This is a genomic window from Streptococcus sp. 27098_8_22 (assembly GCF_041432415.1).
Taxonomy (GTDB): domain Bacteria; phylum Bacillota; class Bacilli; order Lactobacillales; family Streptococcaceae; genus Streptococcus; species Streptococcus pseudopneumoniae_M.
This window is the reverse complement of sequence record NZ_JAPVZP010000003.1, coordinates 136,250-158,182: the sequence shown is the minus strand read 5'-3', so window position 1 is coordinate 158,182 and position 21,933 is coordinate 136,250. Positions and strand designations below refer to the sequence as shown.

The 21,933-nt window shown below is 40.4% G+C and carries 18 protein-coding genes; 16 read left to right on the top strand and 2 right to left on the bottom strand.

What is annotated here, in order from left to right; translation table 11 throughout:
* Window positions 1-117 precede the first annotated feature (117 nt).
* The 11 genes from purM to purB all read left to right on the top strand — a co-directional run bounded on the left by purM (window position 118) and on the right by purB (window position 12,286).
* Window positions 118-1,140, top strand: coding sequence for a phosphoribosylformylglycinamidine cyclo-ligase (purM, locus tag O3633_RS05905; RefSeq protein ID WP_000182555.1), 1,023 nt, complete (start codon window positions 118-120; stop codon window positions 1,138-1,140).
* The gene (purN, locus tag O3633_RS05900; RefSeq protein WP_001074680.1) at window positions 1,140-1,694 is read left to right on the top strand and encodes a phosphoribosylglycinamide formyltransferase; all 555 of its coding nucleotides are present in this window, start codon (window positions 1,140-1,142) and stop codon (window positions 1,692-1,694) included. Before purM ends, purN begins: the two co-directional genes overlap by 1 nt.
* Before the next feature lie 75 nt (window positions 1,695-1,769).
* Window positions 1,770-3,317 carry a bifunctional phosphoribosylaminoimidazolecarboxamide formyltransferase/IMP cyclohydrolase gene (purH, locus tag O3633_RS05895; protein ID WP_000166533.1) on the top strand — a complete coding sequence of 516 codons (1,548 nt, stop codon included), beginning with the start codon at window positions 1,770-1,772 and terminating at the stop codon, window positions 3,315-3,317.
* A gap of 121 nt (window positions 3,318-3,438) precedes the next feature.
* Entirely contained in the window at window positions 3,439-4,704 is a 1,266-nt protein-coding gene (gene purD, locus O3633_RS05890; protein WP_371620722.1) for a phosphoribosylamine--glycine ligase, read from the top strand.
* A gap of 198 nt (window positions 4,705-4,902) precedes the next feature.
* Complete coding sequence (gene purE / locus O3633_RS05885; RefSeq protein WP_371620721.1) at window positions 4,903-5,394, top strand: 5-(carboxyamino)imidazole ribonucleotide mutase; 492 nt, start codon at window positions 4,903-4,905, stop codon at window positions 5,392-5,394.
* A complete protein-coding gene (gene purK / locus O3633_RS05880) occupies window positions 5,381-6,454 on the top strand; it encodes a 5-(carboxyamino)imidazole ribonucleotide synthase (RefSeq protein ID WP_371620720.1) in 1,074 nt (357 codons plus the stop codon). The genes purE and purK overlap by 14 nt, the downstream gene beginning before the upstream one ends.
* Window positions 6,455-6,473: 19 nt before the next feature.
* Entirely contained in the window at window positions 6,474-8,240 is a 1,767-nt protein-coding gene (locus O3633_RS05875) for an AAA family ATPase (RefSeq protein ID WP_254724634.1), read from the top strand.
* 14 nt (window positions 8,241-8,254) lie between these two features.
* Entirely contained in the window at window positions 8,255-8,500 is a 246-nt protein-coding gene (locus tag O3633_RS05870; RefSeq protein ID WP_254724635.1) for a phosphoribosylaminoimidazole carboxylase, read from the top strand.
* Window positions 8,497-10,032: an AAA family ATPase gene (locus tag O3633_RS05865; RefSeq protein ID WP_371620719.1), complete on the top strand. Its 1,536-nt coding sequence runs from the start codon at window positions 8,497-8,499 to the stop codon at window positions 10,030-10,032. The genes O3633_RS05870 and O3633_RS05865 overlap by 4 nt, the downstream gene beginning before the upstream one ends.
* The gene (locus O3633_RS05860) at window positions 10,025-10,882 is read left to right on the top strand and encodes an HNH endonuclease (RefSeq protein WP_254724637.1); all 858 of its coding nucleotides are present in this window, start codon (window positions 10,025-10,027) and stop codon (window positions 10,880-10,882) included. Before O3633_RS05865 ends, O3633_RS05860 begins: the two co-directional genes overlap by 8 nt.
* A gap of 105 nt (window positions 10,883-10,987) precedes the next feature.
* Window positions 10,988-12,286, top strand: coding sequence for an adenylosuccinate lyase (purB, locus tag O3633_RS05855; protein ID WP_371620718.1), 1,299 nt, complete (start codon window positions 10,988-10,990; stop codon window positions 12,284-12,286).
* 44 nt (window positions 12,287-12,330) lie between these two features.
* Here the strand turns inward: purB and strH are convergent, their stop codons facing one another.
* Window positions 12,331-16,203: an LPXTG-anchored beta-N-acetylhexosaminidase StrH gene (gene strH / locus O3633_RS05850; RefSeq protein WP_371620717.1), complete on the bottom strand. Its 3,873-nt coding sequence runs from the start codon at window positions 16,201-16,203 to the stop codon at window positions 12,331-12,333.
* 271 nt (window positions 16,204-16,474) lie between these two features.
* Complete coding sequence (agaR, locus tag O3633_RS05845; RefSeq protein WP_001007179.1) at window positions 16,475-17,191, bottom strand: transcriptional regulator AgaR; 717 nt, start codon at window positions 17,189-17,191, stop codon at window positions 16,475-16,477.
* Between the two features lie 323 nt (window positions 17,192-17,514).
* Here agaR and O3633_RS05840 point away from each other — a divergent pair, with 323 nt between their 5' ends.
* Genes O3633_RS05840 through O3633_RS05820 form a run of 5 tightly spaced genes read left to right on the top strand, consistent with a single transcriptional unit; the run spans window position 17,515 to window position 21,923 of the window.
* Complete coding sequence (locus O3633_RS05840; RefSeq protein ID WP_371620716.1) at window positions 17,515-19,302, top strand: glycoside hydrolase family 35 protein; 1,788 nt, start codon at window positions 17,515-17,517, stop codon at window positions 19,300-19,302.
* Complete coding sequence (locus O3633_RS05835) at window positions 19,299-19,775, top strand: PTS sugar transporter subunit IIB (protein ID WP_006147736.1); 477 nt, start codon at window positions 19,299-19,301, stop codon at window positions 19,773-19,775. The genes O3633_RS05840 and O3633_RS05835 overlap by 4 nt, the downstream gene beginning before the upstream one ends.
* Window positions 19,776-19,801: 26 nt before the next feature.
* Complete coding sequence (locus tag O3633_RS05830) at window positions 19,802-20,707, top strand: PTS mannose/fructose/sorbose/N-acetylgalactosamine transporter subunit IIC (protein ID WP_371620715.1); 906 nt, start codon at window positions 19,802-19,804, stop codon at window positions 20,705-20,707.
* Window positions 20,694-21,515, top strand: a complete 822-nt coding sequence (locus tag O3633_RS05825; protein ID WP_178894416.1) for a PTS system mannose/fructose/sorbose family transporter subunit IID — start codon at window positions 20,694-20,696, stop codon at window positions 21,513-21,515. The genes O3633_RS05830 and O3633_RS05825 overlap by 14 nt, the downstream gene beginning before the upstream one ends.
* A gap of 3 nt (window positions 21,516-21,518) precedes the next feature.
* A complete protein-coding gene (locus O3633_RS05820; RefSeq protein ID WP_080982654.1) occupies window positions 21,519-21,923 on the top strand; it encodes a PTS sugar transporter subunit IIA in 405 nt (134 codons plus the stop codon).
* Window positions 21,924-21,933 lie beyond the last annotated feature (10 nt).

The following is a 21,933-nucleotide window of genomic DNA, read 5'->3' as shown; positions in this document are numbered from 1 at the left end:
TAGACGCTTTCTCCTATGGGACCAAAGCTAGAGACCTGACTAGTATTTTTAGATAAAATAATTGTTTATCTAAAAATACGTCGCAGTCTTTCTCAAAAAAAGAAAAGGAAAAAACAAATGACAAATAAAAATGCTTACGCAAAATCTGGCGTAGACGTTGAAGCGGGTTATGAAGTTGTTGAACGAATTAAAAAACACGTGGCACGTACGGAGCGTGCAGGTGTCATGGGAGCTCTTGGTGGTTTTGGTGGCATGTTCGACCTTTCAAAAACAGGTGTTAAAGAGCCAGTTTTGATCTCAGGAACTGACGGTGTTGGAACCAAGCTCATGCTGGCTATCAAGTACGACAAACACGATACTATCGGTCAAGACTGCGTGGCTATGTGTGTCAATGATATCATTGCTGCAGGAGCAGAGCCTCTTTACTTCTTGGACTATATCGCAACTGGTAAAAATGAACCAGCTAAGCTAGAACAAGTGGTTGCTGGTGTGGCCGAAGGTTGTGTGCAAGCTGGAGCAGCCCTTATCGGTGGGGAAACTGCTGAAATGCCTGGTATGTACGGTGAAGACGACTATGACTTGGCTGGATTTGCGGTCGGTGTTGCTGAAAAAAGCCAAATCATCGACGGTTCAAAAGTGGCAGCAGGGGATGTCCTTCTTGGACTTGCCTCAAGCGGTATCCACTCAAATGGTTACTCACTTGTGCGTCGTGTCTTTGCGGATTACACAGGCGAAGAAGTCTTGCCAGAATTGGAAGGCAAAAAGCTCAAAGAGGTCCTTCTTGAACCAACTCGTATCTACGTCAAAGCTGTTTTGCCTCTTATCAAAGAAGAATTGGTCAATGGGATTGCCCACATCACAGGTGGTGGTTTTATCGAAAATGTCCCACGTATGTTTGCGGATGACTTGGCTGCTGAAATTGACGAAAGCAAGGTCCCAGTTCTTCCAATTTTCAAAGCCCTTGAAAAATATGGTGAAATCAAACATGAAGAAATGTTTGAAATCTTCAACATGGGGATTGGTCTCATGCTTGCGGTGAAGCCAGAACACGTGGAACGTGTCAAAGAACTTCTTGACGAACCTGTTTATGAAATCGGTCGAATTGTGAAGAAGACAGATGCTAGTGTGGTGATTAAATAATGGCTAAAAAAATTGCTGTATTTGCCTCTGGCAATGGCTCAAACTTACAGGTGATTGCAGAACAGTTTCCAGTTGAGTTTGTCTTTTCTGATCATCGAGATGCCTACGTCCTTGAGCGTGCAGAAAATCTTGGAGTTTTAACCTATGCCTTTGAACTCAAGGAATTTGAGAGCAAGGTAGACTACGAAGCAGCCATTGTCGAGCTCTTGGATGAGCACCAGATTGACCTAGTTTGTTTGGCCGGTTATATGAAAATCGTCGGTCCAACCTTGCTAGCAGCCTATGAAGGACGTATTATCAATATTCACCCGGCTTACCTTCCAGAATTTCCAGGCGCTCATGGTATTGAAGATGCTTGGAATGCTGGCGTTGACCAGTCTGGTGTGACCATTCACTGGGTGGATTCTGGTGTGGACACTGGTAAGGTTATCAAACAAGTCCGTGTGCCAAGACTAGCTGATGATACCATTGACAGTTTTGAAGCTCGCATTCATGAGGCGGAGTATAAACTGTATCCAGAGGTGTTGGATAGTTTGGGAGCTGCACGAAAATAAGGAAGCCCTCGAGCTGAAAGAAAATTTTCGACTGTAGCAAATGAAGAACTTTTTTAAAAAAGGAAAAGAAATAACATGACTAAACGCGCACTAATTAGTGTTTCAGACAAAGCGGGCATTGTTGAATTTGCCCAAGAACTTAAAAAACTTGGTTGGGATATCATCTCAACAGGTGGTACCAAAGTTGCCCTTGATAATGCCGGTGTTGATACCATTGCCATCGACGATGTGACTGGTTTCCCGGAAATGATGGATGGTCGCGTCAAGACTCTCCATCCAAATATCCACGGTGGACTCTTGGCTCGTCGTGACTTAGATAGCCACTTGGAAGCGGCTAAAGACAACAAGATTGAGCTCATTGACCTTGTGGTGGTCAACCTTTACCCATTTAAGGAAACTATCCTTAAACCAGATGTGACTTATGCTGATGCAGTTGAAAATATCGATATTGGTGGGCCATCTATGCTTCGTTCAGCAGCGAAAAATCATGCCAGTGTTACAGTTGTGGTAGATCCTGCTGACTATGTTGTGGTTTTGGACGAATTGGCAGCAAACGGCGAAACCTCTTATGAAACTCGCCAACATTTAGCAGCCAAAGTATTTCGTCACACAGCGGCTTATGACGCTTTGATTGCAGAATACTTCACAGCTCAAGTGGGTGAAAGCAAGCCTGAAAAACTCACTTTGACTTATGACCTCAAGCAACCAATGCGTTACGGTGAGAACCCTCAACAAGATGCAGATTTCTACCAAAAAGCCTTGCCGACTGCCTATTCGATTGCTTCAGCTAAACAGCTTAACGGTAAAGAATTGTCCTTCAACAATATCCGTGACGCTGATGCTGCCATCCGTATCATTCGTGATTTTAAAGAACGTCCAACCGTTGTGGCTTTGAAACACATGAACCCATGTGGGATCGGTCAAGCTGACGATATCGAGACTGCATGGGACTATGCTTATGAGTCTGACCCAGTGTCTATCTTTGGTGGAATTGTCGTTCTCAACCGTGAGGTAGATGCTGCGACAGCTGAGAAGATGCACGGCGTTTTCCTTGAAATCATCATCGCACCAAGCTATACGGATGAAGCGCTAGCTATTTTGACCAACAAAAAGAAAAACTTGCGCATTCTTGCCTTGCCATTTGACGCACAAGATGCTAGTGAAGTGGAAGCAGAATACACAGGTGTTGTCGGTGGACTCCTCGTTCAAAATCAAGATGTGGTCAAGGAAAGCCCAGCTGACTGGCAAGTGGTAACCAAACGCCAACCAACTGAGACAGAAGCGACTGCTCTTGAGTTTGCTTGGAAGGCTATTAAGTACGTCAAATCAAACGGAATCATTGTGACTAATGATCACATGACACTTGGCGTTGGTCCAGGTCAAACTAACCGTGTGGCTTCTGTTCGTATTGCTATTGACCAAGCTAAAGACCGTCTTGACGGCGCTGTTCTTGCTTCGGATGCCTTCTTCCCATTTGCGGATAACGTGGAAGAAATCGCCAAAGCTGGTATCAAGGCCATCATTCAACCAGGTGGGTCAGTACGAGACCAAGAGTCTATCGAAGCTGCTGATAAATACGGCTTGACTATGGTCTTCACAGGCGTGAGACATTTTAGACATTAAGAGAATAAAAGGGAAGAAAACAGTTTCTTTCCTTTTTTTGTTTTAAAAGCGAAACGAAACAAGATTAAAACGAACGTTTATGGTATAATATTAGTAAATAATTCGCAAAAGAGGTTGTAAGATGAAGCTGTTAGTTGTTGGTTCGGGTGGTCGTGAACATGCGATTGCTAAGAAGTTACTTGAGTCAAAAGACGTTGAAAAAGTCTTTGTAGCTCCTGGGAATGACGGGATGACTCTGGATGGTCTGGAACTGGTAAATATCTCTATTTCCGAACATTATAAATTGATTGAGTTTGCAAAAGCCAACGATATTGCTTGGTCCTTCATTGGTCCAGATGACGCTCTTGCGGCTGGTATCGTGGATGATTTCAATGCAGCTGGTCTCAAAGCCTTTGGTCCGACAAGATTGGCAGCGGAGTTGGAGTGGTCTAAGGATTTTGCTAAGGAAATCATGGTCAAATACGATGTTCCGACAGCAGCCTATGGCACATTTTCAGATTTTGAGGAAGCCAAGGCCTATATCGAGGAGAAAGGCGCTCCAATCGTCGTCAAAGCAGATGGCTTGGCCCTTGGGAAAGGTGTCGTCGTTGCGGAGACAGTTGAGCAAGCCGTCGAAGCCGCTCATGAGATGCTTTTGGACAATAAATTTGGTGATTCAGGTGCGCGTGTAGTCATCGAGGAATTCCTGGATGGAGAAGAGTTTTCTCTCTTTGCCTTTGTCAATGGCGACAAATTCTACATTATGCCAACGGCTCAGGACCACAAACGTACCTACGATGGTGACAAGGGGCCTAACACTGGGGGGATGGGTGCCTATGCGCCAGTTCCTCACTTGCTACAAAGCGTGGTTGATACAGCGGTTGACACCATTGTCAAGCCTGTTCTTGAAGGCATGATTAAAGAAGGGCGCCCCTATCTTGGTGTCCTTTACGCGGGGCTTATCCTGACAGCTGATGGCCCTAAAGTTATCGAGTTCAACTCACGCTTTGGCGATCCTGAAACACAAATCATCTTGCCTCGCTTGACATCTGACTTTGCACAAAATATCACCGATATTTTGGATGGTAAAGAGCCAGCCATCACTTGGACGGACAAGGGTGTGACACTAGGCGTGGTTGTAGCCTCAAACGGCTACCCACTCGCTTATGAGAAGGGTGTCAAACTTCCAGCCAAGACAGAGGGTGACATCATCACTTACTATGCTGGAGCTAAATTTGCTGAAAATGGCCAAGATCTCCTCTCAAACGGCGGACGTGTCTACATGCTCGTCACAACAGCAGACACAGTTAAAGACGGCCAAAATATTATCTACAACGAACTCAACAAACAAAACACAGAAGGCCTCTTCTATCGTACGGATATCGGTAGCAAGGCGATAAAAGATTAACAGATATTATATTTGTAAAAGGCGAGCGAAAGCGAGCCAAACACGATAATGGTCTCCGTGGGGAAAAGACCCGAACAGTATCTGTTCTGGTCGGGGGAAACTTTGAGACCTTAGGCTCAAAGTTTAGGAATGAAACCGAAGGTTTGCTTCCGTCCCCACCACCTAAGACCATTATCAAAAAAAGAAAAAGGAAAAATTATGACTAAACCAGTAATTTCCATCATCATGGGCTCAAAATCCGACTGGGCAACCATGCAAAAAGCTGCCGAAGTCCTCGACAACTTTGGCGTTGCTTACGAAAAGAAAGTTGTTTCCGCACACCGTACACCAGACCTCATGTTCAAACATGCGGAAGAAGCACGTAGCCGTGGCATCAAGGCCATCATCGCAGGTGCGGGTGGCGCTGCTCACTTGCCAGGGATGGTAGCAGCTAAGACTACACTTCCAGTCATCGGTGTGCCGGTCAAATCACGTGCTCTTAGCGGTGTGGATTCTCTCTACTCTATCGTTCAGATGCCGGGTGGAGTACCAGTCGCAACCATGGCGATCGGTGAAGCAGGTGCGACAAATGCGGCCCTCTTTGCCCTTCGTCTTCTTTCAGTAGAGGATAAGGCTATTGCAGATGCGCTTGCTAACTTTGCTGAAGAACAAGGAAAAATCGCAGAGGAGTCTACTAATGAGCTCAACTAAAACCATTGGCATCATCGGTGGTGGCCAGCTCGGTCAGATGATGGCGATCTCAGCTATCTACATGGGACACAAGGTTATCGCGCTGGATCCAGCAGCTGATTGTCCAGCCTCCCGTGTGGCGGAAATCATCGTGGCCCCTTACGACGACGTAGATGCTCTTCGTCAGTTGGCAGATCGCTGTGATGTTCTCACTTATGAATTTGAAAATGTAGATGCTGATGGTTTGGATGCCGTTATCAAAGACGGTCAACTTCCACAAGGGACAGACCTACTTCGCATTTCCCAAAATCGCATTTTTGAAAAGGACTTCCTTTCCAACAAAGCACAAGTCACTGTGGCTCCTTACAAGGTCGTGACCTCAAGCCAAGACTTGGCAGATATTGACCTATCGAAAAACTATGTTCTCAAGACCGCGACTGGTGGCTATGATGGACATGGGCAAAAGGTCATTCGCTCAGAAGCAGACTTGGAAGAAGCCTATGTGCTAGCTGACTCAGCAGACTGCGTTTTAGAAGAATTCGTCAACTTTGACCTTGAGATTTCAGTCATTGTATCTGGTAATGACAAGGACGTGACAGTTTTCCCAGTTCAGGAAAATATTCACCGCAACAATATTCTTTCAAAAACAATTGTGCCTGCTCGCATTTCAGAAAGTCTAGCTGAAAAAGCCAAAGCTATGGCAGTTCGAATCGCAGAACAACTGAACTTGTCTGGAACGCTTTGCGTGGAAATGTTTGCGACGGCTGATGACATCATTGTCAACGAAATCGCGCCACGTCCACACAATTCAGGGCACTACTCAATTGAAGCCTGCGACTTTTCACAGTTTGACACGCATATCTTGGGCGTTCTCGGAGCGCCACTACCAGCAATCCACCTCCATGCGCCAGCTGTCATGCTCAATGTCCTCGGCCAACACGTCGAGGCTGCTGAAACATATGTGACAGAAAATCCAAGCGCTCACCTCCACTTATATGGTAAACTAGAAGCGAAACACAACCGCAAGATGGGGCACGTGACTTTGTTTAGTGATGTGCCGGATGAGGTATGGGAACTGTGAACGAAACATTGGAGTTATTATGAAAATCTCGAATATAAAATTACATAATTGGAAGTCATTTAAAGACTTAGATATAAGTATAAATGATTTAATGATAATCATTGGACAAAATAATCATGGAAAATCTAACTTGTTATCTTCTCTGTTATTCTTCTTTGACGGAATAAAAATTAAGGAGGATGATTATTTCAAAGGGACTGAGGAGTTATTTGTTGAGATCGAATTTAAAGAATTAACTAATGAAGAGCAAACGACATTTTCAAAATATGTTACGGAAGCTTGTGAGATGAAAGTAAGAAAAACTGTAAAAATGTCGGGTAATCCTACTTATAATGGTTATACTAAGAGATATACTGAAGAAAATGCGTGGCTTGAGGATGATGAATTTAAGAAATTACTTAGAAATATTGATCTTGAGAATAGTCCGCTTTCTAAATTAAAAAAAATGATATCCTCTGAATTTGAGGGCAATTCAAAAACTAAGCAAGTTGAAGAACTCAAAAGCTTGAGGGAAGAGTATATCAGGTCTCATGGTATTGAAAAAAACTATGTTTTAGAAGAGTCAAATTTTTTAGGAAAAGCAAATATTGCTCAAGGTTTACTTGGTGATGTTTACTATCTTCCGGCCTTGAAAGATACTTCTGATGAGTTAAATTTAAAAGCAAGTTCAATGTTCGGTAAATTATATAATGAGATCCTATTATCTGATGTGAATCAAAATTACTCACAAGCTGTAAGGAATCTGCAAGATGCTATTTCAGTATTGAATCAGAGAAATGCTTCGGTAGAAAAAGAGGAAGATCTGGATGAGATTTCAAAATTAGAAAATGACTTGTCAAATCAACTCAAAGATTGGGGAACAGAAGTTAAAATACAATTCAAGACTCCGGACGTCCCAGAGGTTATGAAATCTTATATTGAAATCTTGTTTGATGATGGAGTTGAAACTGATATATCTCATAAGGGAAATGGTTTACAGCGTACATTTTATCTGTCTTTGATTAAACTTTTAGCTGAAAGATCAAGTAAAGAGGTTAGTGAAAATGAAACCTCCACTAGACAAGCCTCTAAATCAAAATATTTTTTGTTTGAGGAACCTGAATTGTTTCTGCACCCTCAAGCACAAAAGCAATTATTTGATGATTTAGTAAGTTTATCTGAGGGTAATCAGGTCTTTGTTACTACCCACTCCAATAACTTAATTGATTTAGAAAAGTATAAATCTATTTGTATTGTGAGAAAGACTGATAGCGGAGAATCTGAAGTTTCAAAGTGTGATGAAGAACTTTTTCAACAAGAAAATGACAGGGATAAGTGGAAGTATCTAAATTGGATAAATGCTGAAAGAAGTGAGTTGTTTTTTGCTGATAAGGTTATCTTAGTGGAGGGAGATACTGAGGCAGTTAGCATTCCAAGTATTGCAAAGAAGCTGGGAGTCTATAAGCATAGTTTTACTATAATTAATTGTGGAAGTAAGGATAATATCCCACTGTATATGAAGTTGTTAAATAAATTTAAAATACCTTATGTTGCGATTTATGATGTGGACCATCAAGAAGGAAAGTCTATAGAAGCTATTGCAGTTTCTGATAGAAGTACAAGAGCAATTAGAGAGTGTCTTGATGAAAGCTTGGGTTCAACAATTAGTATGGAGAATGATTTTGAAGATGTACTTGGATATAGACCAAGTGGGAACTCAAAACCACTGGCAGCATTAGAATGGATTAATAATAATCAAATACCTGTAATACTGGAAAATAAGATTAATGAAATATATGTGAATTAACAGAGGAAAAATCTATGATTCAACTCATTATCAACGCATTTGTCGAAAAAGAGAAGACAGGAGCAGCCGTCGAACTTTTGTATGCTAGTAGTGATCACGAAAAGGTGAAAGCTAAGTATGAAGAGCTAGTTGCGCGATACCCTGAAAACTACTTAGCTATCTATGATTTACCGTTAGATACGGATTTGAATACCCTGGATCATTATCCATCTGTGTGGATTGGGAAAGAGGAGTTTGAAGGAAATGAGAAAGAAATATGACTTTTAAATTAGTTGATTCTTATGATGAAATTAGATTGGGTGATGATGGATATTATCTAATTCATAGTAATTGGGATGACTGGTTCAAATATGAAACTACTTATTCTTTTTATATTAAGAAAAATGTATCTATAATAAACGTTGGCTCGCTGAAGATAGGCGAAATGGTGATGCTAGGAAGGGTTCCGCGCTTACCTTCGGAATTTGAAAACTTACCAGACAACTTCTTCTCATTAGTTACAGATGAAAGCTTTTATTATGAAATTGATAGGATAGCTAAGGAACAGAGAGAATATATTTTAACTTCTTTAAGGGATGTGGCATTCAATAAAGCTTTGTATGAAAAAGTAAAGGGTACAGATGTTTTTCAGGTTTCTTTAACTAGAGGTATATTAAGTTCAACAATTGAAAATAAATATTTTCGATTAGCTGAAGGGGATACTGAGCTATCAGACTATGATTTCTCGTTTAGAATGACAGAAAGTTGTTCATTGAATTTTAGAGTGAATCCTCAAAAATTTCCAGCTTCAAATATACATGCAATTATTGGGAGAAACGGAGTTGGGAAATCTTATCTATTAACAGAGATGGTCGACAGTGCAATAAACAAAGATGAGCGATTTTCATTTAATACAGAGTATCAAGATAATTTTTTTTCAAACATAATCTCAGTAAACTTTAGTAATTTTGAAAATAAAAAATTATTTGAAGAGAGTGAAGATAGAAGCAATGGTTATTTATATTATCATTTATCAAATAAAACTGAAGCTAAAAAACCAGAAAAATGTAATTTTTTGAGGGAACAAGATGGAGAAATCATTAACTATGTTCCTGAGGGATGGAATGCGGTATTTATTGAAAGTTTAAGGTTAACATTGAGAAAAAAACCTAAACTTTGGAGAGATTGTATAAACATATTGTATAGCGATCCTATCTTTAGCCAAACAAATGTTCATCTACTTTCTGATACTTTTCAAACTTACTCAGATCTTCGTAAGTTCAACATGGAATCATATAAAATATTTAATAGTTTAAGTTCAGGGCATAAAATTGTATTACTTACAATTACAAAGTTAGTAGAACTGGCATTTGAAAAGACATTAGTTATTCTAGATGAACCTGAATTACATCTACATCCCCCATTGTTAAGTAGTTTTATAAGGAGCCTATCTCATCTACTTATAAAGAGAAACGGAGTTGCGATTTTGGCTACACACTCGCCAGTAATTCTTCAAGAGGTACAAAAAGATTGTGTTTATAAACTAACGAGAGATGTTAAATCTGATGCGATGGATGCTCATAGACCAGATATTGAGACATTTGCTCAAGATATTGGTAGTTTAACTTTTGAAGTTTTTAATTTAGAAGCGAAAGAATCAGGATTTAATACGCTTATTAATCAAATTGCGAGAGAGGGGCTTGATTTTGAAGAATCTTTAAGCAGATTTGATAATAAAATGGGGTCTCTAGGATATAAATTATTATTGTCGAAAATTTTAGAGAGAGAGTTAGGTGATGGACCTGATGCGTAAATTAGAGATTCCATATCTGACACTGGATGATATTTTTTATGACTTAACTCATGGTATTCAAAAGAAGAAATTGATTAATGGTGAGGAAGTAGATTATTTTAATCTATTTGAATTATGTAAAGATAGAATAGTTATATTCGAAGAATTTTATCGTTCTTTAGCATCTACAGGTGAATTGTATTTATTAAAAGAGGAACAATGTATAGTTTCAAGAGATGTGGGCTTTGAAGAGATGAAATATCTTTATGAGGAAAGATTACGTAAAAAGTTCAATGATAGTTTATATACATGGTTAAAAACAAATGATAAAAGAAATTTTCATAAGTGTTCATACTGTGAACAGGGAGACGTTAGTGAGCTAGATCATCTTTTACCCCAATCAAAGTTTCCTATCTTTGCAGTAACACCAATAAATCTAATACCATCTTGCCATGAATGTAATCTTAATAAATTGGATGACGATAGTATGTTGATAAATCCGTATTTTGAAGATACTACTAATGAACACTGGTTGATTTGCAATATTATCAGTCACTCTGGCATTTGTATAGCTCAATACAGATTAGATTTTTCGAATACTCAATATACTCCAGAAATGAAACAAAGTATTCGAAATATTTATGAAAACGGGAAAAATAGCATTATGAAGCGCTATTCAATCTGGGGAAATAATAAGTTAGCTGATAAAATTACAATATGGAAAGAGATTTTTAGAAATAATGGTTCAAAAGAACTAATAAAAATGTTAAAATCAGAAAACTCATCGAGAAAAACAAGTTCTAAGAATTCTTATGAATCTTCTCTTTATGAAGGAATGATTAAATTTATTGATTCAGGTGGAAGCATTTAAATATGAAATTATTTATAGAAAGGAAGAATAGCCTCGTTTTCATTTAACTGAATACGAGCTTCCTTGAACTGAAGCTTTAAACAAAAGAAAGGAAAAATAAACAACATGATTGAAAGATATAGTCGCCCTGAAATGGCGAACATTTGGACTGAAGAAAATAAATACCGTGCTTGGCTTGAGGTGGAAATCTTGGCTGACGAGGCATGGGCTGAATTGGGAGAAATCCCTAAGGAAGATGTGGCTTTGATTCGTGAAAAAGCGGACTTTGACATTGACCGTATTTTGGAAATCGAGCAGCAAACTCGTCACGATGTGGTTGCCTTCACACGTGCGGTTTCTGAAACTCTTGGTGAAGAGCGTAAGTGGGTTCACTATGGTTTGACTTCTACTGACGTGGTCGATACGGCCTATGGTTACCTCTACAAACAAGCCAACGACATTATCCGCAAGGATCTTGAAAACTTCCTCAACATCATTGCTGATAAAGCGAAAGAACACAAGTTCACTATCATGATGGGTCGTACCCACGGTGTGCACGCTGAGCCGACAACTTTTGGTCTTAAATTGGCGACTTGGTATAGTGAAATGAAGCGCAATATCGAACGTTTCGAGCATGCGGCTGCTGGTGTAGAAGCTGGTAAGATTTCTGGTGCGGTTGGGAACTTTGCCAACATTCCACCATTCGTTGAACAATACGTCTGCGACAAACTGGGCATCCGTGCTCAAGAAATCTCTACACAGGTGCTTCCTCGTGACCTTCATGCTGAGTACTTTGCAGTTCTTGCTAGCATTGCGACTTCCATCGAACGTATGGCAACGGAGATCCGTGGTCTTCAAAAATCTGAGCAACGCGAAGTAGAAGAGTTCTTTGCCAAGGGTCAAAAAGGATCTTCAGCAATGCCTCACAAACGCAACCCTATCGGTTCTGAAAACATGACAGGTCTTGCGCGTGTTATCCGTGGTCACATGGTGACAGCTTATGAAAATGTTGCTCTCTGGCACGAACGTGATATTTCTCACTCATCAGCTGAGCGTATCATCACACCGGACACGACCATTTTGATCGACTACATGCTTAACCGTTTTGGAAATATCGTCAAGAACTTGACAGTCTTCCCAGAAAATATGATCCGCAACATGAACTCGACTTTTGGTCTTATCTTTAGCCAACGTGCCATGTTGACCTTGATTGAAAAAGGCATGACGCGTGAGCAAGCTTATGATTTGGTGCAACCGAAAACAGCCTACTCTTGGGATAACCAAGTAGACTTCAAGCCACTTCTTGAAGCAGATCCAGAAGTGACATCACGCCTGACTCAAGAGGAAATTGATGAAATCTTCAACCCTGCATACTACACTAAACGAGTGGATGATATCTTTGAACGTATCGGTTTGGGTGATTAATGATAATAAAAAAGCGAGATTGTATCTCGCTTTTTTATTTGTGCTTAATCTTTTTTCTTACTTAGTCCATAAGCTGTGAGTGCGGCCATGAGACCTGTAGCAATCAACCATTCTGAACCTTGGCTTCCTGTTTCAGGAAGTTTATTTTCTTTTGCTACAGGAGCTGGACCTTGAGGAAGTGCTTTGTTTTCCTTAGCAGGAACAGTTTCTGGAGCTGGTACATTTGGAATTTCTAATTTCGGTTTTTCTTCTGCAATAGGAGCCGGTATATTTGGAATCTCTAGTGCTGGTTTTTCTTCCGCAACAGGAGCTAGACCTTTTTCATCTCCCACATGTGTTACAGGAGTCCCAATTTCAATGATTTGAGTAACTGGTTCTTGAGCGACAACACTTGTAACCAATGTTTTTACTTCGCTTCCGTCAGCAGCAGTAGTCACAGAGTAAAAATGGCTACGACGACCGTTGACACCTGCAGTTACTAGACGAGTTTGTCCCTTTGGTAGCGAAGGAGTCTCGCGAGTGATGGTTGTAAATGGAATTTCTTCATCTTCGATGACTACACGAGGTTTACTTAGCACTGGAGCTTGACCTTTTTCGTCTCCTACATGTGTTGCTAATGTTCCAACTTCGACAACTTGATTGACAGCTTCTTTCGTTACTTGATCTTCAAGAACTGTTTCTGTCTGCTTGCCATTTTCAGTCACAACTGAAAGATACTTAGTACGTTCTCCTTTGACACCAACAGTGATGACTTTCTCTTGTCCTGCTGGAAGGTTAGGATTTTCTTTCTTAACGATCTCAAATGGAATTTCTTCTGTCTTAACAAGAAGCTCTGGTCGATTTTCAACTGTAGCAGCAGTTTCACTCTCATCGAGGCTTCCTGAGTGAGTGGCAGCTGGTTTAAGACCAAGTCTAGCAACTTTGAGATTAGCTACAAGTGTATCCAATTCAGCTTGTTTGTTACGATTGAGGTTGTAGTTAAGAGCATCTTTAGCAGCCTTGAGAGCGTCGAGACTTTCTGTGCTATATCCTTCTAAGTTTTCAGGGATTTGAGCAAGTTCTTCGCGTAGCGCTTTGTAGTCAGCACGGAAGTAGTCTTTGTTGTGATCTGCAAAGGCAGTCATGAGTTCAAAGATTTCTTCTTCTTTGTATTCTGCGCTTGGTCTATCAGCCCAGATAGCTAACATACTACCAACAGTAGGTAGGTCGACTTCAGGATACTTAGTTGAAGCTAGTTGGTTAAATGGAGTTTTTTCAGTATTTTCAATAGCTTTCTTGAGGAAGCCACCACCATCTTCTGGTTTTTGACCGAGAATGTAGTACCAATCCCCATTCGTGTTAAGGAATTTGTACCCCTTACTTGCTAGGTATTGAGGAGACGCAAGGTTGTAACCCCACCATCCTTTAGACCAGTAAGAGATGATAACGTCTTTATCAAACTCGACATCGTCCTTGTCTTCGTAGTAGAAGCCATCGTTAAAGGCCATTGGTTGCAAGCCTTTTTCTTTAGCCATGGCAGCTAGGCTATTAGCGTATTCAGCAAATTTACCGTAGAGACCATACCACTTGAGGTAGTACCAACCTTGAGCATTGGTAGCGTCATTAGCATATTCATCTGTACCATAGTTAAAGATCTTAGTCTTACCAGCAAAGAAGTCCATGTACTTGCCGATGAGGGCTTTTGTAAAGTTCATTGCTTCTTCGTTTTCAAGGTCCATAGTTGTTTTTGAAACCTTGTCAAAGTTAGCTTGAGGGTTTGCGATGCCTAATTTTTCCATAGCGACAAGCATAGCATCCATGTGGCCTGGGCTATTGATAGCTGGGATTAGTCCAATACCTTTGTCCTTAGCATACTGGATAAGTTCAGTGATTTCAGCTTGGTTCAAAGTAGTTCCATTAGGATCGTCGTAGTAAGATTTTGTTCCTTCTATGATGGCCTTTTTCACATCGTCGCTTGCATAAGTCTTGCCGTTTGCTGAGATACTCATATCATCCAAGAGGAAGCGAAGTCCATCATTTCCAAGTAGCAAGTGGAGGTCAGAGTAGCCGAGCTCACTAGCCTTGTCAACGATACGTTTAAGTTGGTCTAGCGTGAAGTATTTACGTCCGGCATCGATAGAGATAACCTTGTTTTTAGCTAGTTTTTCAACTTCGCGTTTAGCGTCTTCTTCTTTTTGAGCTTCTGGAGTGAAGGTCAAGTTGCTAACAGCTTCCTGGAGTTTTGCGATCGCTTGGTCAATAGTATCTTGTTGAGCACGGCTGAGGTTGCTATCGAGAGAACGGATGGCTTTTTCAGCTTCTTTAACGGCTGCAATACTTTCTTCTGTGTAGCGAGTAAGGTCTGTTGGAACTTCTTTCAGAGCTTGTTCAGCAGACTCGTAGTCAGCAGCGAAGTATTCAGCATTTGAGTTTGCGAATTGACGCATGAGTTTGAAGAGACGAGATGGAGAGTAGCGAGCAGATGGAGTATCAGCCCAAGCAGCTACCATACCACCGATAATAGGAACGTCAGCTCCTTCTGTTTTTGGTACAGAAGTAATCGGTGTACTCTTAATGCCGTTCAATCCTTGATCAAGGTTGTACCAACCTTGTCCGTCAGCATTACGGCCGAGAACGTAGTACCAAGCATCGTTAGTGTTGAGGATTTCGTGTCCTTTTTCAGCTAGTAATTTAGAAGAAGAGACATCGTAACCGCCCCAGCCACCAGTCCACATAGAGACGATGATGTCCTTGTCAAAGGTACCAAAACTTGTATCGCTATTATAGTAGATACCATCGTTGAAGGCCATAGGTTTTAGACCGTGAGATTTGACGATACGAGCTAGGTCATTAGCATAGGCGATGAATTTGTCATAGCCCTTGTCTGGGAATCCATCTTCTGGATACCATTTATAGGCTTGAAGAACGCTCCATCCTTTAGCATCCGTAGCATCGTTAGCGTACTCATCCAAACCGATGTTGAAGATTTCAGACTTACCAGCAAAGTAGCCTGCATACTTGTCAATCAAAGCTTTTGTGAAGGCAACTGCTTTTTCATTGTCAAGGTCGACAGTACGTGCTGATTCTTTACCAAAATAGTTAAAGTTAGGCTTTTCAATACCTAGTTCTTTCATGGCATTAAGGATAGCGTCCATGTGACCAGGACTGTTAACAGATGGGATAAGGCCGATACCTTTATCCTTAGCATAGTTAATCAAATCGGTCATTTGGCTTTCAGTTAGATGATTGCCGTTTGGATCGTTGTAGTAGGCATTTGTTCCATTTTCAACAGCACGTTTGACATCATCGCTTGCATAAGTCTTGTCCCCTACAGTTAGAGACATATCATCAAGCATAAAGCGCAAGCCATCATTTCCGACTAGGAGATGAAGATCAGTGTAACCATAGTGTTTGGCTTTGTCGATGATTTCTTTCAGTTGTTCAGGAGAGAAGTATTTACGCCCTGCATCGATTGAAACGATTTTCTTTTTAGCTAGTTTTTCATTGACTTGAGCTTCTCTATCTGTAGCAACTACAGGAGCTTCAACTTTAGCAACTTCTTTGTTTTCAACTTTTTCTTTTTCAGATTCTGTCTTCTTAACTTCTTCAGTTACTTCTGGCTTTGCTGGAGTTTCTTCGGTTGCAACAGCTTTTTCTACGACAGGTGCAGGAGTAGTTTCAACTTTTGGAGCTTCAGTAGTTGCTACTGGAGCAACTGGAGTAGCATTTTCTGTTGTTGGAGCAGTTTCGAGTTTTTCTTCACTCGTTGGTGGAGTGACTTCTCCAGTAGTTTGGACAGCAGGCTGATTTTCTGTTGGAGCAGGTACGACTCCGTCAGCAGCAACAGCTTGAGCCTGAAAGGCAAAGCCGATCAATACAGAAGCCGCTCCGATTGCATATTTACGAATAGAGAAGCGCTGTTTATTTTCTGGTTTCATTAAAAAACCTCCTAATTTATTGTTTTGGTAGCGTTTTCACAAACTGATTCCATTGTATTATCTGAAACTAGTAAAGTCAAGTATTTTAATAAAATACCTATAAAAAATATAAGAAGTTATTTAATTTGAACTAATTTTCAATTTTTACTCTGTTTTTAGTAAAATTTCTCCAAATTATAGTTTAAAGTCATTTGATATTTCCTACTAAAAGCTAGCGTGCTATAATGAAAAACAGAAAAGCCTGAAACGATTGTCTCAGACTTTTTAATGTTTAGTGATCGCGATCACATGAGATAAATTTAATCTTATAGAAATCAGAACGTTTGTAAGTTTCAATGTATTCCAACACTTGGCCAGTTGACTCAAGTTTAGTTGTCTTGGTTTGAAGAACAGTTGGGAACTGAGAGTCGATTCCTAGGATAGAAGCAGCATGTTCTGGAGTTGGAAATACAATTTCATTGATTTCTTCAAAATGCTCGTCATTCATGTGAATGTGGTAGTCCAATTTGAAACGATTATAGATAGAACTATAGTATTCAAGATTTGGATAGTTTGCATTGATGTATTGTTCAGGGATATAAGATGTGTGGTAGATATAAGTAACACCGTTAGATTCACGGACACGTTCGATTTTGTAATAAAATTGATCGCCACGCAATCCCAATTTTTCTAAGTAGTTAAGATCGTTACCACGTTCAATAGAAAGAACAGTGACTTTATCGTCCTTGGTTTCAAAAATTTCTACATCAGAAAATTCTACGAGTTTGTGCTTACGAGCGCGAGCCACAAATGTTCCCTTTCCTTGTTGGCGGACAATATAACCGTCTTTAGCAAGGTCGTTTAAGGCGCGAACAACAGTGATTGAACTTACGTCATACATTGCGATCAATTCTGCTTCAGTGTAGAACTTGTCGCCACTTGCAAATTGACCTGAAATGATTTTGTTTTTCAATTCATCTTTGATATATTGATACTTTGGAATTGCCATATTTTCACCTCATTTTTTCCCTCTCCATCTTCGATTTTACCATAAATAGTTTGAAAATGATAGTAAATAATGTAAAAAAATAAAATAATATTCTAAGCGATTGACTTACATATTATTTACGGTTAAAAACTCATACATTTATGCTATCTAGATCGAAAATATTTAAGAAAAAAATTTTTTACAAGAATTTTAGAAAACAATTCAGTAAAAAAAGAAAAAATTTAAATAATTTTCGAAAAATCTATTGACAAGATGGATTCATTAGTTTATTATTTAATATAACAACAAATGAAAGCGCAAACGGAAAAGTATGGGGTGGTAAAATGGCAAGGTTTAAAATTGAGGATGATTTTTACCTAGATGGGAAACCATTCAAAATTTTATCTGGTGCCATTCATTATTTTAGAATTCCTGAAGAAGACTGGTATCATTCATTATACAATCTCAAAGCTTTAGGTTTCAACACTGTTGAAACATATGTCGCTTGGAATTTGCATGAGCCAACTGAAGGAAACTTCAATTTTGAAGGCAATCTTAATATTGACAAATTTCTTCAGACAGCTCAGGACTTAGGCTTGTATGCTATTGTTCGACCATCTCCCTTTATCTGTGCAGAGTGGGAATTCGGTGGTTTACCAGCATGGCTTTTAAATAAAGACATGCGAATCCGTTCTTCTGATTCAGCCTTTGTTGAAATGGTAGGATGTTACTACGATCATTTACTTCCGCGTCTTGTTTCAAGATTGTTGGACAATGGTGGTAACATCCTCATGGTGCAGGTTGAAAATGAGTACGGTTCTTATGGTGAAGACAAGACCTACTTGCGTGAGATTCGCCGATTGATGGAAGAACGTTCAGTGACTTGTCCGCTCTTTACATCTGATGGCCCATGGCGAGCAACTCTGAAAGCTGGTACCTTGATTGAAGATGATCTCTTTGTGACAGGGAACTTTGGTTCAAAAGCTAACTTTAACTTCTCGCAAATGCAAGAGTTCTTTGATGAGCATGACAAGAAATGGCCACTCATGTGTATGGAATTCTGGGATGGATGGTTTAACCGATGGAAAGAACCAGTCATCACGCGTGAGCCAGAGGAGTTAGCAGAAGCCGTACATGAGGTGCTAGAGCAAGCCTCTATCAACCTTTATATGTTCCACGGTGGAACCAACTTTGGATTTATGAATGGTTGTTCAGCTCGAGGGACCATTGATTTACCACAAGTAACATCTTATGATTATGACGCTCTCCTTAATGAAGCTGGCAATCCAACTGCTAAATACATGGCAGTTAAGGAAATGATGGCAACTTACTATCCTGAGTATCCACAATTAGAACCGCTTTACAAAGAGAGTATGGAAGTTGAAAACATTCCACTGGTTGAGAAAGTTTCTCTCTTTGGAACCTTGGATAGCCTAACAAGTCCTATCGAGAGTCTCTATCCTAAGAAAATGGAAGAGTTGGGGCAAAGCTACGGTTATCTACTCTATCGTACAGAAGCTAGTTGGGATGCAGAAGAAGAACGCATCCGCATCATTGACGGTCGAGACAGAGCTCAGCTATTTGTAGATGGTAAATGGGTTGCAACTCAGTACCAGACTGAAATTGGAGAAGATATCTTCTATCAAGGAAAAAAGAAAGCGCTCTCTCGTTTTGATATCCTGGTAGAAAATATGGGGCGTGTCAATTATGGTCACAAATTCTTAGCAGATACCCAGCGAAAAGGGATTCGTACAGGTGTTTGTAAAGATCTGCATTTCTTGCTCAATTGGAAACAATATCCGCTTCCACTAGATAATCCTGAAAAGATTGATTTCTCAAAAGGATGGACAGAAGGGCAACCTGCCTTTTACGCCTATGACTTTGAAGTTGAGGCTCCGAAGGATACCTACTTAGAACTATCTGAGTTTGGCAAAGGGATTGCCTATGTCAATGGCCGTAATCTAGGACGTTTCTGGAATGTTGGTCCAACCTTATCGCTTTATATTCCGCACAGCTATCTCAAGGAAGGTGCTAACCGCATCATTATCTTTGAAACTGAAGGGGAGTATAAAGATCACATACATTTAACTCGTAAACCTACACTAAAACATATAAAGGGGGAAAATTTATGACAATTGTAGGATGCCGTATAGATGGGCGCTTAATTCACGGACAAGTGGCAAACCTTTGGTCTGCTAAACTTAATGTTTCACGTATCATGGTCGTTGACAATGAAGTTGTGAACAACGACGTTGAAAAAAGCGGCTTGAAACTCGCAACACCACCAGGTGTAAAACTTAGTATTTTGCCAGTTGATAAAGCAGCGGCGAATATCCTTGCTGGTAAATATGATAGCCAACGTCTTTTGATTGTAGCACGCAAACCTGACCGTTTCCTCGGTTTGGTAGAAGCAGGTGTGCCGCTTGAAACTGTCAACGTCGGTAACATGTCTCAAACACCAGAAACTCGTCCTATCACACGTTCTATTAACGTTGTTGATAAAGACGTAGAAGATTTCCACAAATTGGCGGAAAAAGGTGTTAAACTTACTGCTCAAATGGTTCCAAATGATCCAGTTTCAGACTTTTTGAGCTTATTAAAATAGGAAAAAATTTTTAGGAGGTCATTGTTATGATACAATGGTGGCAAATTTTACTTCTCACTTTGTACTCAGCTTATCAAATCTGTGATGAGTTGACGATCGTTTCTTCTGCAGGTTCCCCTGTATTCGCTGGTTTCATTACTGGTTTAGTCATGGGAGATTTGACAACTGGTTTGTTTATCGGTGGTAGCTTGCAGTTGTTCGTACTTGGGGTAGGTACCTTCGGTGGTGCTTCTCGTATCGACGCAACTTCTGGTGCGGTTCTTGCGACTGCTTTCTCAGTTTCACAAGGTATTGAAACTGACCTTGCGATCACTACAATCGCTGTACCAGTAGCAGCACTTTTGACTTACTTCGACGTACTTGGTCGTATGACTACAACATTCTTCGCTCACCGTATTGATGCTGCGATCGAACGCTTTGACTACAAAGGAATCGAACGTAACTATCTTCTTGGTGCAGTTCCTTGGGCTCTTTCTCGTGCCCTTCCAGTATTCTTCGCCCTTGCTTTCGGTGGAGAATTCGTACAAGGTGTTGTAAACCTTGTTAAAGAATACCAATGGGTTGCAGACGGTTTGACTCTTGCAGGTCGTATGCTTCCAGGTCTTGGATTCGCTATCTTGCTTCGTTACCTTCCAGTTAAACGTAACCTTCACTACCTTGCTATGGGATTCGGTTTGACAGCTATGTTGACTGCACTTTACTCATACGTAACAGGTCTTGGTGGAGTAGTTGCTGGTATCATTGGCACTCTTCCTGCTGACGTTGCTGAAAAAATTGGCTTTGCCAACAACTTCAAAGGATTGTCTATGATCGGTGTCTCTATCGTGGGTATCTTCCTTGCAGTTGTTCACTTCAAGAACAGCCAGAAAGTTGCTGTAGCAGCACCTTCTACTCAGTCAGAAAGTGGGGAAATTGAAGATGACGAATTCTAATTACAAATTAACAAAAGAAGATTTTAATCAAATTAACAAACGTAGCTTGTTCACTTTCCAATTGGGATGGAACTACGAACGTATGCAAGCATCAGGTTACCTTTACATGATCTTGCCACAATTGCGTAAAATGTATGGAGATGGAACTCCTGAGTTGAAAGAAATGATGAAAGTTCATACTCAATTCTTCAACACTTCACCATTCTTCCACACAATCATCGCTGGTTTTGACCTTGCCATGGAAGAAAAAGATGGCGTTGTCTCTAAAGATGCGGTTAACGGTATCAAGACAGGTTTGATGGGACCATTCGCTCCTCTTGGAGATACAATCTTTGGTTCACTTGTTCCTGCTATCATGGGATCTATCGCTGCAACAATGGCTATCGCTGGCCAACCTTGGGGTATCTTCCTTTGGATCGCAGTTGCAGTAGCTTATGACATCTTCCGTTGGAAACAGTTGGAATTTGCCTACAAAGAAGGGGTTAACCTTATCAACAACATGCAAAGCACTTTGACAGCTTTGATTGAAGCTGCATCTGTACTTGGTGTGTTCATGATGGGGGCTCTTGTAGCAACAATGATCAACTTTGAAATTTCATACAAATTGCCAATCGGTGAAAAGATGATTGACTTCCAAGACATCTTGAACTCAATCTTCCCACGTTTGCTTCCAGCGATCTTCACTGCATTCATCTTCTGGTTGCTTGGTAAGAAAGGTATGAACTCTACAAAAGCTATCGGTATCATTATCGTGCTTGCCTTGGCTCTTTCTGCTCTTGGTAAATTTGCACTTGGAATGGGCGCATAGTTTATGACTAAATCATTGATTTTAGTGAGTCACGGTCGTTTCTGTGAAGAACTTAAAGGTAGCACAGAGATGATTATGGGACCACAAGATAACATCCATGCGGTAGCTCTTCTTCCAGAAGATGGGCCAGAAGAATTTACTGCAAAATTTGAAGCTGCTGTTGAAGGATTGGATGATTTCCTAGTCTTTGCGGATCTTCTTGGCGGAACTCCATGTAACGTGGTGAGCCGTTTGATTATGGAAGGTCGCGACATTGAACTTTATGCAGGAATGAACCTTCCAATGGTCATTGAGTTTATCAATGCAAGCCTAACTGGCATGGATGTGGACTATAAGAGACGTGCTTCAGAAAACATTGTGAAAGTTAATGATTTATTGGCAAGCTTCGACGACGATGAAGATGAATAATACTCTTCAA

What these genes read in the sequence shown, in the direction of transcription:
- purM (WP_000182555.1), top strand. Translation starts at nt 118, where the DNA reads ATGACAAATAAAAATGCTTACGCAAAATCTGGCGTAGACGTTGAAGCG.
- purN (WP_001074680.1), top strand. Translation starts at nt 1,140, where the DNA reads ATGGCTAAAAAAATTGCTGTATTTGCCTCTGGCAATGGCTCAAACTTA.
- purH (WP_000166533.1), top strand. Translation starts at nt 1,770, where the DNA reads ATGACTAAACGCGCACTAATTAGTGTTTCAGACAAAGCGGGCATTGTT.
- purD (WP_371620722.1), top strand. Translation starts at nt 3,439, where the DNA reads ATGAAGCTGTTAGTTGTTGGTTCGGGTGGTCGTGAACATGCGATTGCT.
- purE (WP_371620721.1), top strand. Translation starts at nt 4,903, where the DNA reads ATGACTAAACCAGTAATTTCCATCATCATGGGCTCAAAATCCGACTGG.
- purK (WP_371620720.1), top strand. Translation starts at nt 5,381, where the DNA reads ATGAGCTCAACTAAAACCATTGGCATCATCGGTGGTGGCCAGCTCGGT.
- O3633_RS05875 (WP_254724634.1), top strand. Translation starts at nt 6,474, where the DNA reads ATGAAAATCTCGAATATAAAATTACATAATTGGAAGTCATTTAAAGAC.
- O3633_RS05870 (WP_254724635.1), top strand. Translation starts at nt 8,255, where the DNA reads ATGATTCAACTCATTATCAACGCATTTGTCGAAAAAGAGAAGACAGGA.
- O3633_RS05865 (WP_371620719.1), top strand. Translation starts at nt 8,497, where the DNA reads ATGACTTTTAAATTAGTTGATTCTTATGATGAAATTAGATTGGGTGAT.
- O3633_RS05860 (WP_254724637.1), top strand. Translation starts at nt 10,025, where the DNA reads ATGCGTAAATTAGAGATTCCATATCTGACACTGGATGATATTTTTTAT.
- purB (WP_371620718.1), top strand. Translation starts at nt 10,988, where the DNA reads ATGATTGAAAGATATAGTCGCCCTGAAATGGCGAACATTTGGACTGAA.
- strH (WP_371620717.1), bottom strand. Translation starts at nt 16,203, where the DNA reads ATGAAACCAGAAAATAAACAGCGCTTCTCTATTCGTAAATATGCAATC.
- agaR (WP_001007179.1), bottom strand. Translation starts at nt 17,191, where the DNA reads ATGGCAATTCCAAAGTATCAATATATCAAAGATGAATTGAAAAACAAA.
- O3633_RS05840 (WP_371620716.1), top strand. Translation starts at nt 17,515, where the DNA reads ATGGCAAGGTTTAAAATTGAGGATGATTTTTACCTAGATGGGAAACCA.
- O3633_RS05835 (WP_006147736.1), top strand. Translation starts at nt 19,299, where the DNA reads ATGACAATTGTAGGATGCCGTATAGATGGGCGCTTAATTCACGGACAA.
- O3633_RS05830 (WP_371620715.1), top strand. Translation starts at nt 19,802, where the DNA reads ATGATACAATGGTGGCAAATTTTACTTCTCACTTTGTACTCAGCTTAT.
- O3633_RS05825 (WP_178894416.1), top strand. Translation starts at nt 20,694, where the DNA reads ATGACGAATTCTAATTACAAATTAACAAAAGAAGATTTTAATCAAATT.
- O3633_RS05820 (WP_080982654.1), top strand. Translation starts at nt 21,519, where the DNA reads ATGACTAAATCATTGATTTTAGTGAGTCACGGTCGTTTCTGTGAAGAA.